This window comes from Neorhizobium sp. DAR64862/K0K3, from assembly GCF_050500185.1.
Lineage (GTDB): Bacteria > Pseudomonadota > Alphaproteobacteria > Rhizobiales > Rhizobiaceae > Neorhizobium > Neorhizobium soli.
In genome coordinates this window covers 1,683,442-1,698,556 of the sequence record NZ_CP191449.1, presented here as the reverse complement: position 1 = coordinate 1,698,556, position 15,115 = coordinate 1,683,442, and the positions used below count along the sequence as shown (strand labels likewise).

Here is a 15,115-nt window from a genome sequence, read left to right as displayed (position 1 = left end):
ACCGCCGACAGGTTTGGTTTCACAGAGCCGAAGGAAAGGCATTAAACCACGTTTGCGTGAAAGAATTAGCGTTGAAACATACGCTAAGCCTTGAACCGGGAAATCGCATGCTCATTTCAGCTTTGACATTAATCAAGGATAGTGAGTATGGCGACGAAAACCTGGGATGCTGCCAGCGAACGCTTCACGGAAACCGATGCGGGCCGGATCGATCGACTGCGGCGTTTGCGGCGTATCCACGGCGTCGCCCGTATGATGGATACGGCGATCGGTATTCCCGGCACCCGGTTTCGGTTTGGTGCCGATTCCATCATGGGCCTTGTTCCGCTCGTGGGCGATGCCGGGGGCGCATTGATTGGCCTCTATATCGTCAACGAGGCCCGCCGCATGGGTGTGCCGAACGACAAGCTTGCAAAGATGATCGGCAACCTTGCGGTCGATTCTGTCGTCGGCAGCGTGCCGCTGGCCGGTGATCTGTTCGACGTCTTCTTCAAGTCGCACCGCCGCAACCTCAACATCGTTCTCGACCATTTCGGTGTGACGGCGGACGAGCTCCGCGCGAAGCGATAGCGGACACGAGGAGAGGGTGAGGGACGGTGACGTTGCCTCGCTCCCCAAGCGCCGCGCCGGAGCAGAACCGCTATGAAACTCCGACCGCGCCTACATCGCCGGGCCGATTTCTAGTGCGCTGGTGAGAACCGTACCGTACCGTACTGTTTTTCGCCCCATTGGTAGTGACACTGGCTTTAGCCTGCAGTAGGACGGAGAAAACAAGGTCCTTTGCGCCGCGTGATCCGACGCGGTAAATAGCAATGGCTGAACGCGATCGAGGAAACATCATGCCAGTCTATCGTTCAAGAACCACGACCCACGGCCGCAACATGGCTGGCGCGCGCGGCCTTTGGCGCGCCACCGGCATGAAGGACGGTGATTTCGGCAAGCCGATCATCGCGGTGGTCAATTCCTTCACGCAGTTCGTGCCGGGCCATGTCCACCTCAAGGATCTCGGCCAGCTGGTTGCCCGCGAAATCGAAGCCGCCGGCGGCGTCGCCAAGGAGTTCAACACGATCGCCGTCGATGACGGCATCGCCATGGGCCACGACGGCATGCTGTACTCGCTGCCATCGCGCGAGATCATCGCCGATTCGGTCGAGTACATGGTCAACGCCCACTGTGCCGACGCCATGGTCTGCATCTCCAACTGCGACAAGATCACGCCCGGCATGCTGAATGCCGCGATGCGCCTGAACATTCCGGCCGTCTTCGTCTCCGGTGGCCCGATGGAGGCCGGCAAGGTCGTCCTGCACGGCAAGACCGTTGCGCTCGACCTCGTCGATGCCATGGTTGCCGCCGCTGACGACAAGATGTCGGACGAAGACGTCACCGCCATCGAAAAGGCCGCCTGTCCGACCTGCGGCTCGTGCTCCGGCATGTTCACCGCAAACTCGATGAATTGCCTGACCGAGGCGCTTGGCCTGTCGCTGCCCGGTAATGGCTCGACGCTTGCCACCCATTCGGACCGCCGTCGCCTGTTCGTCGAAGCCGGTCACCTGATCGTCGATATCGCCCGCCGCTACTACGAGCAGGATGACGAACGGGTCCTGCCGCGCAATATCGCCACCAAGCAGGCGTTCGAAAACGCCATGTCGCTCGATATCGCGATGGGCGGCTCGACCAATACGGTTCTCCACATCCTGGCGGCTGCCTATGAGGGCGGGGTCGATTTCGGCATGGAGGATATCGACAAGCTGTCGCGCAAGGTGCCGTGCCTGTCCAAGGTCGCGCCGGCCAAGAGCGACGTCCACATGGAAGACGTTCACCGCGCCGGCGGCATCATGCGTATCCTGGGCGAACTCGAACGCGGCGGTCTGATCAACCGGGACTGCTACACGGTTCACGAAGCAACGCTCGGCGATGCGATCGACCGCTGGGACATCACTCGCACCAATTCCGAGAGCGTCCGCGATTTCTTCAAGGCAGCACCCGGAGGCGTTCCCACTCAGGTTGCCTTCAGCCAGTCTTCGCGTTGGGACGAGCTCGATACGGATAGCGACACGGGCATCATTCGCTCGGTTGAAAATCCCTTCTCCAAGGATGGCGGCCTGGCCGTTCTCTACGGGAACATCGCGGCCGACGGCTGCATCGTGAAGACCGCGGGCGTCGATGAGTCGATCCTCAAGTTCAGCGGTCCCGCTGTCGTCTTCGAAAGCCAGGATGCGTCCGTCAAGGCGATCCTCAGCAACGAGGTCAAGGCCGGCGATGTCGTTGTTATCCGCTACGAAGGTCCAAAGGGCGGACCGGGCATGCAGGAAATGCTCTATCCGACCAGCTATCTGAAGTCGAAGGGCCTCGGCAAGGCCTGCGCGCTGATCACCGACGGTCGCTTCTCCGGCGGTACATCCGGCCTTTCCATCGGTCACGCTTCCCCGGAAGCAGCCCAGGGTGGCGCGATCGGACTTGTCCGCCAGGGCGATATGATCGAGATCGATATTCCGAACCGGACAATCCATCTGGCGGTGTCGGACGCTGAACTCTCGGCGCGTCGCCACGAGCAGGACGCACTCGGCTGGAAGCCGTCAGCACCCCGCAAGCGCAACGTCACGACGGCTCTCAAGGCCTATGCGGCATTTGCGTCGAGTGCGGACAAGGGCGCGGTCCGGATTCTGCCTGAGTAAGTCTCTGGTCGAACCAACCCCGCAGACAGAGATCTCAAAGACAAAGGCCTCGGTGCACAACACCGAGGCCTTTGTCTTTGATCGTTTCCAGTGAACGTCGCTTAAGGACTAAAGCGGCTCTTTGCTCAGTCCGCTAAACGCTTCCTGCAACTGCTTCATCCGCTCGGCATAGGCCGTCGTCAGGCATTGGACGTCTGCCTCGCAAGCCCGACGCTTCTTCAACCAGTCGCTTTGTTCCTGGCGCAGCTGGTCGCGATTGCCCATAGCGAGCAGGCTGGTCAGGATGTCGAATGTGGTGACCATCTTCACATCGGCATCATTCAGCGTGCGCGTGTCGCAGATCACCTTCTCGTCGGCCACCAGATCGGTCTTCTCGCAATCGAAGCTCGCCGCCGCCGCCGGGTGAGGCGCAAGGGAAAGGCCGGCGCTCAGGACAAGTGCAGCCACGCCGGTGGCCGCGAATATGGTTTTCATGCTGGAACGCTCCTGTGTGCAGTCTCTGGAGCCGATCCCAAACGGCATCGTAAACTCCCAAGGACAAACATGATGCACATGCGCGAGATAGCAAGGATGATAGAGGCTAGGATCGTGCTGAAAAGCCGATGCTTTTTGCGGATCAGCTGGAAGCAGCAACACCCGCCCGCGGGCGTTGTCGGGTACCGTCTTTCCCTGCCTGTGCCGGATACCCATATACGCGGTCGCAAGGACGCGTCATCGGGTTCCGGGCACCTTTCTTTTGCCGCTTGCGGCGCTACAACGTCATCCAGCAATTGGTAAGAGGAATCACATGTCCAGCACGCTCAAGCGACCGTTCGAACGGCATCTCAGGAAGCTCTCGCTCAGCGTCGTCCTGCTCGCGGCATTGGCCCCCGCTGGCGCCTATGCGCAGGACCAGAAGACGGTGCCGCAAAGCCGGCAGGAAATGCAGCTTTCGTTCTCGCCGCTGGTCAAGCAAACCTCCGGTGCCGTCGTCAACGTCTATGCCGAGCGCGTCGTTCAGCGCCCGAACCTGTTTTCCGGCGACCCCTTCTTCGAGCAGTTCTTCGGCCAGCGCATGCCGAACCGTTCGGAAAAGCAGTCTTCGCTCGGTTCCGGTGTCATTCTCTCCGGCGACGGTCTTGTCGTTACCAACAATCACGTCATCGAAGGCGCTGATGATATCAAGATCGCCTTGGCGGACGGCCGGGAGTTTCCCTGCGAACTCGTCCTGAAGGACGAGAGCGTCGATCTGGCCGTGTTGCGGATTAAGGCAAAGGAAAATTTCCCGGTCCTGCCGCTGGCCGATTCGGACCGCACAGAGGTCGGTGATCTGGTGCTCGCGATCGGCAATCCGTTTGGTGTCGGCCAGACAGTCACCAGCGGCATCGTTTCGGCGCTTGCCCGCAACCAGGTCTCGTCGGGTGATTTCGGCTTCTTCATCCAGACCGACGCGTCGATCAACCCCGGTAACTCCGGCGGCGCGCTGATGAACATGAATGGCGAACTGATCGGCATCAACACCGCGATCTTCTCGCGCGGCGGCGGATCGAACGGTATCGGCTTTGCCATTCCGGCAAATCTGGTGAAGGTCTTCCTGGCGGCTGCCTCCGAAGGCAAGTCGGTCTTCGACCGCCCCTATGTCGGCGCGACCTTCGATGCCGTGACCTCTGACGTCGCCGAAGCGCTTGGCTTGAAGGCCGCCCGCGGCGCTCTGGTGTCGCGTGTCGTCGAAGGCGGTCCGGCCGACAAGGCAGGATTGAAGCCCGGCGAGGTCGTGACGGCTGTCAACGGCATTCCAGTCGAACATCCCGATGCGCTCGGCTACCGACTGACGACGGCAGGCCTCGGCAAGGGAGCGAAATTGAGCGTCCAGACGCCCGACGGCATGCGCGACCTTCAGCTAGCACTCAATTCCGCGCCGGAAAGCACGCCGCGCGACGAGCGGGTGCTGGAAGGCCGCAATCCCTTCGCCGGTCTTCGGATTGCCAACCTGTCACCGAAACTCGCCACGGAACTGCGCATGCCCACAGACAAGAGCGGCGTCGTCGTCACCGACGTCTCGCGCGGCTCGCCTGCCGGTCGTCTTGGCTTCCAGCCACAGGACATCGTCGTCTCGCTGAACGGCGAGGCGGTCGCTTCGACGACTGTCATGGAAAAGATGCTCCGCACCGATCCGGGGTTCTGGCGGGTCGAGATCGAACGCAAGGGCCAGCGTATCCGGCAGTTCTTCCGATGAATGGTAAGGGCTGATGAGCGACGACCTGTTTGCACCGAAAGTCCCAGAAGAAGTCGCCAGCCGGCGGCCGCTTGCCGACCGGTTGCGGCCGAAGACGCTTTCGGAGGTGACAGGTCAGGCTCATCTGACGGGTGACGATGGCGTGCTTCGTCGCATGATCAATTCCGGCTCGCTCGGATCGATGATCTTCTGGGGCCCTCCCGGCACAGGAAAGACAACAGTCGCCCGGCTGCTGTCGGGTGAGGCGGGTCTCGCTTTTGAGCAGATTTCGGCGATCTTTTCCGGCGTCGCGGATCTGAAGAAGGTGTTCGAATCGGCCCGGCTGAGACGCATGCAGGGCCGCCAGACGCTTCTCTTCGTCGATGAGATCCATCGCTTCAACCGCGCCCAGCAGGACAGTTTCCTGCCCGTCATGGAAGACGGTACAGTGATCCTCGTCGGTGCGACCACCGAGAACCCCAGTTTCGAACTCAACGCCGCTCTCTTGTCGCGTGCCCGGGTTCTGACTTTCCGCAGTCACGACGAGGACAGTCTCAGCGAACTCTTGGAACGCGCAGAACAGGTGGAGGCAAAGCCGCTGCCGCTCGACGACGGCGCGCGTGCAAGCCTGATCCGGATGGCGGACGGAGACGGCCGTGCGGTTCTGACGCTCGCCGAGGAAATCTGGCGTGCGGCAAGGACGGGTGAGGTGTTCGACACCGTCGGTCTCACCGAGATCGTCCAGCGCCGCGCCCCTGTCTACGACAAGGCACAGGACGGCCACTACAATCTCATCTCCGCGCTCCACAAGTCGGTGCGGGGCTCGGATCCCGATGCCGCACTTTATTACCTCGCGAGGATGTTCGATGCCGGCGAGGACCCGCTCTATCTCGGCCGACGTCTGGTCCGGATGGCCGTGGAGGATATCGGCCTTGCCGACCCGCAGGCGCTTGTCGTGTGCAATGCCGCCAAGGATGCCTACGACTATCTAGGCTCGCCTGAAGGGGAGCTGGCGCTCGCCCAGGCCTGCGTCTATCTGGCGACAGCCCCGAAATCGAATGCGGTCTACATGGCCTTCAAGGCGGCCACCCGGGCTGCCAAGGAAAACGGCTCGCTTCTGCCACCCAAGCATATCCTCAATGCCCCGACCAAGCTGATGAAGGCAGAGGGCTATAATGACGGGTATCGCTACGATCACGACGAGCCCGACGCATTTTCAGGCCAGAACTACTTCCCGGAAAAAATGGGCCGCCAGACCTATTACGATCCCCCGGAGCGTGGCTTCGAGCGTGACATCAGAAAGCGTCTCGACTGGTGGTCGAAGCTGCGCAAGGAGCGCGGCGGCAGCTAAGCCTCAGGAAGCCCTGGCGATGCCTGGTTTCTGCGCCTGACCCGGTGCCGCGACGAGCCTCACCGAAGACTCGGCCAGAGCGTGATGCCCTTCCATATCCACCACCAGATGCCAGTGGCCGTTTTCCGGAACGGCGATCCGCAGCGGCGATTTCTTCGCAACGCCGCCGACGAACTTGAAATCGAGTTGTTCCGTAAACCGCTGGTAGTTCGCAGCAGTCATCAGGCGGACGTTGTTCACCCCATTGAGCGTGACTTCAATGATCGTGCCGGCGCGCTGCGGTTTGAGATCATAATGCGTGTAGCGAAAATTCGGACCTGCCATGCTTGCCTCATTCATGCCAGTATATGGGTACAACAATCCTACAGACACCCGGTTAAAGATCTATGGAACCTACTGCGTTCCTGGGTGTTATTTAAGCATGATGCCGACGCGCTGAGCCACCAGCCCGCTGGCAAGACAGATAAAGCAAGGCGATGTTTCCCCCCGCGTCGCCCAAAAACGACAAATTATTTGACCTCCAATCTACCTGGTCCCGCTGCTCCCCGCAGCGGGACTTTTCTTTTTCTGGTTTCGTAAAAAGCTTTCTCTACAGAGACTTGAAGCGATTTCCGGACTCAGGTCGAGAGCGATTTGATTCAGTTTGTGAGGTGCTGGCGGTCCAGTTGAGCGGTCAGCGCAAAGATGGTTTCGCACACAGGCGTTGGCACGCCGGCCAGTTTTCCGAGCGACACGACCATGCCCGTCAACGGCACGATCTCCAGCGCCTTGCCCGCAAGTAGATCCTGAAGCATCGAGGTTTTTACTGGCCCGAAACCTTGCGCTCTCGCAAACATTTCATCGGCCGTCTGGGTGAACCTCGCACCAAAGGCGGTGCCGACGGCCTGAACCTCGTTGATGATTTTCCGAACGATTTCGGCGATATCCGGGTTTGACATCATGTCGATCATCAAGGCGCGGGTGAGTGCGCTGATGGGATTGAAGGCGGCGTTGCCACGAAGCTTCGCCCAGATCTCGTCTCTGATCCGCGGCGTTGCCTTGGCATCGAGATCGCAGCGCTGGAAGAGGTCCACGATCGCCGACAGGTCGTCGGACATCTCGCCGCTGGGTTCGCCGAGAAAGAAATGCCCTTTGCCGTTCAGGCGGGTCTTGCCGGGCTCGATGATTTCCGCACCCTGATACGCGACGCAACCGATCACGCGTTCCGGACCAATGGCGTTCCAGATGCAACTGTCTGCGTCGAGCTCGGGGATCTGCCGGCCTCCAAAGCCGCTTTCCATGTCCCCATGGAAATACCACCAGGGAATTCCGTTCAGGATCATCACGACGCGCGTGCCTTCGCCAATCAGTGCTGCCAGACCATCTGTTGCGGCTGCGAGCTGATGGCCCTTCAAACCGGTAATGATAAGATCCTGTGGAGGCAGACTGAATGGATCATCCGTCGCGGCAACCCGTACGCGGACCGGATCGATGCCTATGTCTTCATAAACGACGTTTAACCCGTTCTCTCGGATTGCCTTAAGCTGTGCGCCTCGCGCCACAACCGACAGCTCCGTGTCGGCTCCTGATCCAGCCGCAATCTTTGCGGCAAATGCACTTCCGAGCGCGCCCGCGCCATAGACGCAAATTCTTCTGAACGTCATCTGTCCTCGCTGCATTCCGACGTAAGTCGGAAGCAGTGTAGGGGAGCGGTAGAAGCGAGGCGACCGATAATTTCGGCCTGTCCTAGTGCGAGGGGTTGTTCGGCAGCAGTTCGTTCATTCGCAGTTCGTCGATTGCTGTGACAGCCTCTTCCGCGGTCCAGCCGGCCTTCAGGGCCGCTGCAATCATCCTTACTTCCGCCTCTTCCTCGAGCGCAAGAAACAGCGGCTCGAGCGCTTCCTGGACGGTCAGGACATTCTCCTCCGGCGACGGGACGGACTGCCGTGCGGTATTCGTCAGCATGTGCGGTTCTCCTCTGTGATGGTCGAATCTATCCAATTTAACGACCCCCGAAAAGGTTCCCAAAAAAACGTCGATTTTGCGGGCTTTCTGGCATCCCGATATCGTGATCTGAAGATATCGCACAAAGGTCGTTGCGAACGGTCGCAGTTAACGATGCGTTTATGAATTCGTGAAAATAAATCGCAATACGGTGCGGGATTGTCCTCGCTATCTGGGCTGGGTTGCCTGGATCGTCCCGCGGCTTTCAGCCGGTTGTATCGCCTGCGCATCCGCCACTTGCAGGCTTTGTATGGAGTAAACGCAATGACCCAGAAGACACTTGCCCTGGCGCTCGTCGCCGCCTTTGCCGCCAGCCCCGTTATGGCTGCGGATCTCACCAGCGCCTATGAGGCGCCCGCCTACAGCGAACCTGCGAGCGAACCGGCCGGTTGGTCAGGTGCTTATGTCGGTGGACACGGCGGTGTAACGTCGCCGAGGATCAACCCGTTTGCCAGCGGCAAGGGCCTCAACCTCGGCGTTCACGGCGGCTACAACCACGACCTGGGCGGCGCTATCGTTGGTGGCGAACTCGATTACTCCTATCTCGGCGATGCCGACGTGAAGGCCCGCGGCGGCAAGCTGTCCGAGCGTCATCGCATGGCCGCAAAGGTCAAGGCTGGTGTTCCGCTCGACCAGACGCTGCTTTACGGCACGACCGGTCTTGCCATGACGAAGTATCGCGATGGCGACAATGTTACCGGCCCGGACGGCTGGAAGCCTGGCCTCCTGCTGGGTGCCGGCATCGAGCAGAAGCTGACCGGCAACATCTCGGCCCGCGTCGAGTACAACTATGTCATGACCGACAACGTCAAGAGCTCCTACCAGGGCGTCGAAACCCGTAAGGACGTTCATGACCACTCGGTTACCGCTGGCGTGAACTACAGGTTCTGATTAATCCGGTCACACCCGGAACGGAAAAGGCTCGCTCACGCGGGCCTTTTTTCGTTGGGGACTTGGGCTGAGCCGCCTCAACGGTTTGCCTATCGATGTCCGTCGGGAAACGCTGCGAGCCACAACTTCTGCCCCATCGCTCATCCCATAAACTCAAAAGGCCCGCAATCGCGGGCCCTCTTCATGATCGGTATGAAAACGATGGGTCTGAACCGGTGGCCGATCAGCCGTCCGACCAGAACCGGCTGTGATCGAACTCTTCGGCAATACCGAGCGGCAGAGGCTCTGCGTTGCTGGGTTTTGCAGTCAGATCCGTCAGCGTGCGGCCGACGACGAGCGGCGCGGTCATTCCGGTCGATGCGCCGGGGGGCGAGATCGCCCAGGAGATCAAAACGTCTTCGCCATCAAACTCGTCTTCCGGATCGATCTGCGGCCCGGTGATCGGCAGCGATGCCAGCGAGTGTCTTGGTTCTGGAAGTCCTTTCGCCGGCGCAGCAAGGGCGAGGGCGGGTACGAAGCCCGGTGCAGGGCGAGGCAGCATCGGCATGCTGTTTCCGAGCGCGGACGCCGATGCGGCCGTCGGTGCCGGACCAAGCGAGGCGGTTTCGATGACGGCGGCAGGAGCCGATGACGCGGTTTCAGCCGCCGGACGCAGGCCCGGGGCCGGGATTGCGAGAGATGCCAGATCGGCAAAGGCGGGTACCGGCGCCACGGCAACCGTCGCACGCGCCGATGGTCGTGGCGTCGTCTGCTCGTCGAGTGCTGCAAGCGCGCGGCTGCGTGGTGTTGGCAGCATCGCGGTGATCAGGCCGCTGCCGACCCGTTTTCCGGCACCTGCATCATCGTCGGCCTCGATATCTATGGTCGCACGCGCAATAGCGATCGACTTGCCGCTGCCACGGCGTTTGAGATCGGCCATCGCGACGCTATAGCCCTGGAGCGGTCTTCCGTCGGCGGGAACATGGATGGTTCTGCCGTTCGGGAAGATACGCGCCAGCTCCTGCCGCGACAGACGTGGCCAGGCTCGGACATTGCCGACATCCACATGGAGGAAGGGCGAGCCGGATGTCGGGTAATAACCGACGCCGCCGCCCTGTATCTGAACAGCGATGGCCCGCAGCGTCGAAAGCTTGACGCCGGGAATGTAGAGATCGATCGCCTTGCCAAGCATATGCTGGCTCTTGCGCGCAACCCCGGTGGAGCGTGAGCGACCGCGCAGCATGTTGTTGGTGGCAGGCGAACGATAAGCCGAAACGACGTGGATGTAATTGTTGGTGCCGGAACGCTCGTAGATCTCCCAGACGAGATCGAGCAGGTTCGGATCCATTCGCGCCGTCTCGTTGCGGCGCCAGTCGCGAAGGAACCGGTTCATCTGGGCAAGACCCTTCTGATCCAGCCTGCCGTCCCGCTTGTAGGTAATCGTCGCCTTTTCGCCCGTATGGGTAAAATAGAGCTTGAGAGACCGATCCTCGGCAAAGGCAAACGACGCCGATCCCAACAAAGCCGCCACCGCAAGCCCGGCTGCGCCCGCAGACCGTGCAGCCTTGCCGGCCGCTTGCGAGGCGAGGTTCACAAGTGCGCGTGCAGCACCGGGTACAGACTTAATCGACAGAGACTGGGACACGACAAACCCGCTTTACGCAAACTGTGACAGCGGGATGCGAAAACCGCAGCCCGGCGAATACGGGACCATTATGGTCAACGAAAAGCTAACGGGAGGTTGATGCCCGCAAGGCGAAGTGCGGTGACACGGCTTTGTGAAGTGGGGTGGGCCACGCGAGCGTCAAACCGGATTGCAGGTCATGCCGTTGCTGGCCGTGGGTCGCCAGCGCTCTAAGCTCGGTTCCTCGCTTTTGGCATACACGGGAAAGACTGTTTCGAGGGAACAGCTACGAACAGAGTTTATTCAGTGTTTGAGGAAAAGGCCGCAAGAAAAATCCCCGCACTGAACATCATCAGTGCGGGGATCAGGTTAGACTAATTTGGCTCAGTTGAGGGCTAGCCGCTCACCAATCCCGTCTCAAATCAGCTGCAGCCGCTCGTTGCGCCGCAGGTGTCGCACTTTTCGCATGTTCCGTTGCGGACCATGGTGAAGTTCTGGCACTCGGTGCACATGTTGCCGGTGTAGCCCTGCATGATCGACTTCATGCGGCGATCGGCTTCCTTCTTCTTGGCTTCCGCCTTGGCAGCGGCAGCGTCTGCCTCAGCCTTGTCGGAGAAGAGGGCGGTTGCGACCTGCTGGCCTTCATCGGCAAGCTGCTCGTCGGCGATGTCATCTGCCACTTCGCGAGGCCGCTCTTCGTAGTCGCGCTTGAAGGACACGACTTCCGATGTGGAGATCGCAAGCGTGGTTTCGAGCTTGCGGGCAGCCGAGCCGGCAAACGAGGTGACGTTGCCGCCGCCGCTGCCGACCGAGGCCTTTGCCGCGGAGCCCCCTGCCGAACCCTTCGGCTCGTTGCCGGCCAACCGGTCGGAACCACCCGAGACGAGTGTCGGCTTGTAGCCGCGCGTCCAGCCGGTGGAGAGAAGGTTGGTCTTGCCTTCCTCGATGCCCTTGCCGAGTGCGGTCTGCGAGAAGTCCGACGTATCCACATGCGCCAGATCGTGGCGGCCGAGATAGGACACGGCCAGTTCGCGGAACACGTAGTCGAGGATCGACGTGGCGTTCTTGATCGCGTCATTGCCCGTTACGATGCCGGCCGGCTCGAACTTGGTGAAGGTGAAGGCCTCCACATATTCTTCAAGCGGCACGCCGTACTGGAGACCGAGCGAGATGGCGATGGCAAAGTTGTTCATCATCGCACGGAAGGCGGCGCCTTCCTTGTGCATGTCGATGAAGATTTCGCCGATGCGGCCGTCACCGAATTCTCCGGTGCGCAGATACACCTTGTGTCCGCCGACATTGGCCTTCTGGGTGTAACCCTGGCGGCGGTTCGGCAGCTTTTCCCGTTCGCGGGTGACGCGTTCGACAATCCGCTCGACGATCTTTTCGGTGATCGTCACGGCCTGTGCGGCACTCGGCGCTGCGATCAGCTCCTCAATCGCGTCCTCTGCATCGTCTTCGTCGATCAGCGAGGCGTTGAGCGGCTGCGACAGCTTCGAACCATCGCGGTAGAGGGCGTTGGCCTTCAGAGCCAGCTTCCAGGACAGCATGTAAGCTGCGCCGCAATCTTCGACGGTCGCCTCGTTCGGCATGTTGATCGTCTTGGAGATCGCGCCGGAGATGAACGGCTGGGCCGCCGCCATCATGCGGATGTGGCTTTCAACCGACAGGTAGCGCTTGCCGATCTTGCCGCACGGGTTGGCGCAATCGAACACCGGCAGATGCTCGTCCTTAAGGAACGGTGCGCCTTCCAGCGTCATCGCACCGCAGACGTGGATGTTGGCAGCTTCAATGTCCTTCTTCGAGAAACCGATATGCTCGAGCAGGTTGAAGCTCATGTCGGCGAGCTGCTCGTCGGAAACCTTGAGGGTCTCCTTGAGGAAGTCGGTGCCGAGCGTCCACTGGTTGAACACGAACTTGATGTCGAAGGCAGCCTTGGTTGCGCCGTTGATGGCAGCGATCTTCTCGTCAGAGAAGCCCTTTGCCTTCAGCGAACCGGGGTTGACGCCGGGAGCCTGGTTGATGTTGCCGTGACCGACCGCATAGGCCTCGATCTCGGCAAGCTGGCTTTCGGTATAGCCGAGGCTGCGAAGCGCTTCCGGAACCGCACCGTTGATGATCTTGAAGTAGCCGCCGCCGGCGAGCTTCTTGAACTTGACCAGCGCAAAGTCGGGCTCGATACCGGTCGTGTCGCAATCCATGACGAGACCGATTGTGCCTGTCGGCGCAATCACTGTTGTCTGGGCGTTGCGGTAGCCGTGCTTTTCACCCAGCTGCAGCGCCTTGTCCCAGGCAGCCTTTGCATGGATGACGAGATCCTGGTCCGGGTTTTCCGAGTGGATCAGCGCAACCGGATCGACCGACAGCTGCTCGTAGCCGGAGGTTTCGCCGTAAGCCGCGCGGCGGTGGTTGCGGATGACCCGCAGCATGCTTTCGCGGTTCGGTGCGAAATTCGCGAACGGTCCGAGTTCGCCGGCCATCTCGGCAGACGTCGCATAGGCAACGCCGGTCATGATCGCGGTCAGCGAGCCGGCAATGGCGCGGCCTTCCTTCGAGTCATACGGAATGCCCGACGACATCAGGAAGCCACCAATGTTGGCATAGCCGAGGCCGAGCGTGCGGTACTGGTAGGAGAGTTCGGCAATTTCCTTGGACGGGAACTGCGCCATCATGACCGAGACTTCGAGAACGACGGTCCACAGGCGGACCGAATGCTCGTAATCGGCAATGTTGATGTTCTTCGTCGCCGGGTTCTTGAACTGCAGAAGGTTCAGCGAGGCAAGGTTGCAGGCCGTGTCGTCGAGGAACATGTATTCCGAGCACGGGTTCGAGCCGCGGATCGGTCCACCGGCCGGCGACGTGTGCCAGTCGTTCATCGTCGTGTTGAAGTGGATGCCCGGATCGGCAGACGCCCATGCGGCATAGGAAATCTGTTCCCACAGGTCCTTGGCCTTCAGCGTCTTCATGACCTTGCCGTCCTTGCGGGCGGTCAGGTTCCAGTCGCCATCATTCTCGACCGCCTTGAGGAAGTCGTCCTTTAGCGAGACAGAGTTGTTAGAGTTCTGGCCGGATACCGTGAGGTAGGCTTCCGAATCCCAGTCCGTGTCATAGGTCTTGAATTCAAGATCCTTGTAGCCCTGCTTGGCGAACTGGATGACGCGCTTGACGTAGTTTTCCGGAACCTGGTCCTTCTTGGCGGCCTTGATCTCGCGCTTCAGGGCAGGGTTCTTCAGCGGGTCGTAGCACTCGTCGCCATCGGCTTCGCAATTGACGCAAGCCTTCATGATTGCCTTCAGATGACGGCTGACGATTTTGGAACCGGTGACGAGGGCGGCAACCTTCTGCTCTTCCTTGACCTTCCAGTTGATGTATTCCTCGATATCCGGATGGTCGATATCGACCACGACCATCTTCGCTGCGCGGCGCGTCGTGCCGCCCGACTTGATGGCGCCGGCTGCACGGTCACCGATCTTAAGGAAGCTCATCAGGCCGCTGGAGCGACCGCCGCCCGAAAGCTTTTCGCCTTCGCCGCGCAGATGGCTGAAGTTGGAGCCGGTGCCGGAGCCGTACTTGAACAGGCGGGCTTCGCGAACCCACAGGTCCATGATGCCACCTTCGTTGACGAGATCATCGCCGACCGACTGGATGAAGCAGGCATGAGGCTGCGGATGCTCGTAAGACGACTTCGACTTGGTCAGCTTGCCGGTGAACGGGTCGATATAGAAATGGCCCTGGCCGGGACCGTCGATACCATAGGCCCAATGCAGGCCGGTGTTGAACCACTGCGGGCTGTTCGGCGCAACGCGCTGGGTGGCAAGCATATAGGCAAGCTCGTCCATGAACGCGGAGGCGTCGTCTTCCGACGTGAAATAGCCGCCCTTCCAGCCCCAGTAGGTCCAGGTACCGGCAAGACGCGAAAACACCTGGCGCGCATCGATTTCCGAACCGTAGCGCTCGCCTTCGGGAAGATCGCGCAGCGCCTTTTCATCGGCAACCGAACGCCAGAGGAACGACGGAACGTCGTTTTCTTCGACTTTCTTCAGGCGCGCAGGCACGCCGGCCTTGCGGAAATACTTCTGCGCCAGAACGTCCGTCGCAACCTGCGAGAACTGCGTGGGCACGTCGATATCCGCAAGCCGGAAGACGATCGAGCCATCCGGATTACGGATCTCGCTGGTTGCCTTGCGGAATTCAATCTCTCCGTAGGCGCCCGTTTCCGGCTTGGTGAAACGACGTTCGATGCGCATTGCCTAATCCCTCGTCAGTGAGGCGCCACTCGATGGGGCGCACGTGTTCATGCCGGCTGCTCGCCATCATGGGCAGCCGGTCAAAATTTTATCACCCAGTGAAACATCATGGATGGCATGTCTGTATCTTGTGATGGATGGTGGCTGCAAACACTAAATATAGTATTAACA

General features: G+C 60.5%; 11 protein-coding genes. 5 read left to right on the top strand and 6 right to left on the bottom strand.

What is annotated here, in order from left to right; all coding sequences use genetic code 11:
- Positions 1 to 147: 147 nt before the first annotated feature.
- Entirely contained in the window at positions 148 to 570 is a 423-nt protein-coding gene (locus ACQY1L_RS08260) for a DUF4112 domain-containing protein (RefSeq protein WP_092662047.1), read from the top strand.
- Between the two features lie 269 nt (positions 571 to 839).
- Positions 840 to 2,675, top strand: coding sequence for a dihydroxy-acid dehydratase (gene ilvD, locus ACQY1L_RS08255; protein ID WP_209900637.1), 1,836 nt, complete (start codon positions 840 to 842; stop codon positions 2,673 to 2,675).
- A 108-nt stretch (positions 2,676 to 2,783) separates the two neighbouring features.
- Here ilvD and ACQY1L_RS08250 read toward each other — a convergent pair whose 3' ends face one another.
- Positions 2,784 to 3,149, bottom strand: coding sequence for a lysozyme inhibitor LprI family protein (locus tag ACQY1L_RS08250; protein ID WP_062580282.1), 366 nt, complete (start codon positions 3,147 to 3,149; stop codon positions 2,784 to 2,786).
- A 313-nt stretch (positions 3,150 to 3,462) separates the two neighbouring features.
- On the opposite strand from ACQY1L_RS08250, the gene ACQY1L_RS08245 reads away from it, so the two are divergent.
- Together ACQY1L_RS08245 and ACQY1L_RS08240 are read left to right on the top strand one after the other, a co-directional pair.
- Complete coding sequence (locus tag ACQY1L_RS08245) at positions 3,463 to 4,890, top strand: DegQ family serine endoprotease (protein ID WP_430243750.1); 1,428 nt, start codon at positions 3,463 to 3,465, stop codon at positions 4,888 to 4,890.
- Between the two features lie 13 nt (positions 4,891 to 4,903).
- Positions 4,904 to 6,220, top strand: coding sequence for a replication-associated recombination protein A (locus ACQY1L_RS08240; protein ID WP_430262008.1), 1,317 nt, complete (start codon positions 4,904 to 4,906; stop codon positions 6,218 to 6,220).
- A 3-nt stretch (positions 6,221 to 6,223) separates the two neighbouring features.
- Here the strand turns inward: ACQY1L_RS08240 and ACQY1L_RS08235 are convergent, their stop codons facing one another.
- From ACQY1L_RS08235 to ACQY1L_RS08225, 3 genes are all read right to left on the bottom strand, one after another.
- On the bottom strand, positions 6,224 to 6,544 hold the full coding sequence (locus tag ACQY1L_RS08235; RefSeq protein WP_062457672.1) for a DUF1883 domain-containing protein: 321 nt from the start codon (positions 6,542 to 6,544) through the stop codon (positions 6,224 to 6,226).
- 314 nt (positions 6,545 to 6,858) lie between these two features.
- Positions 6,859 to 7,863, bottom strand: coding sequence for a ketopantoate reductase family protein (locus ACQY1L_RS08230; RefSeq protein WP_430243748.1), 1,005 nt, complete (start codon positions 7,861 to 7,863; stop codon positions 6,859 to 6,861).
- A gap of 82 nt (positions 7,864 to 7,945) precedes the next feature.
- Complete coding sequence (locus ACQY1L_RS08225; RefSeq protein ID WP_062457666.1) at positions 7,946 to 8,164, bottom strand: hypothetical protein; 219 nt, start codon at positions 8,162 to 8,164, stop codon at positions 7,946 to 7,948.
- Positions 8,165 to 8,467: 303 nt separating this feature from the next.
- Between ACQY1L_RS08225 and ACQY1L_RS08220 the strand changes: the two genes are divergently transcribed.
- On the top strand, positions 8,468 to 9,094 hold the full coding sequence (locus ACQY1L_RS08220) for an outer membrane protein (RefSeq protein ID WP_062457663.1): 627 nt from the start codon (positions 8,468 to 8,470) through the stop codon (positions 9,092 to 9,094).
- 223 nt (positions 9,095 to 9,317) lie between these two features.
- On the opposite strand, the gene ACQY1L_RS08215 is transcribed toward ACQY1L_RS08220, so the two are convergent.
- Entirely contained in the window at positions 9,318 to 10,718 is a 1,401-nt protein-coding gene (locus tag ACQY1L_RS08215; RefSeq protein WP_244474035.1) for a DUF882 domain-containing protein, read from the bottom strand.
- A 401-nt stretch (positions 10,719 to 11,119) separates the two neighbouring features.
- Positions 11,120 to 14,944 (bottom strand): vitamin B12-dependent ribonucleotide reductase, encoded by a 3,825-nt coding sequence (locus tag ACQY1L_RS08210; protein ID WP_430243745.1) that lies wholly within the window; start codon positions 14,942 to 14,944, stop codon positions 11,120 to 11,122.
- Between the last annotated feature and the right edge of the window lie 171 nt (positions 14,945 to 15,115).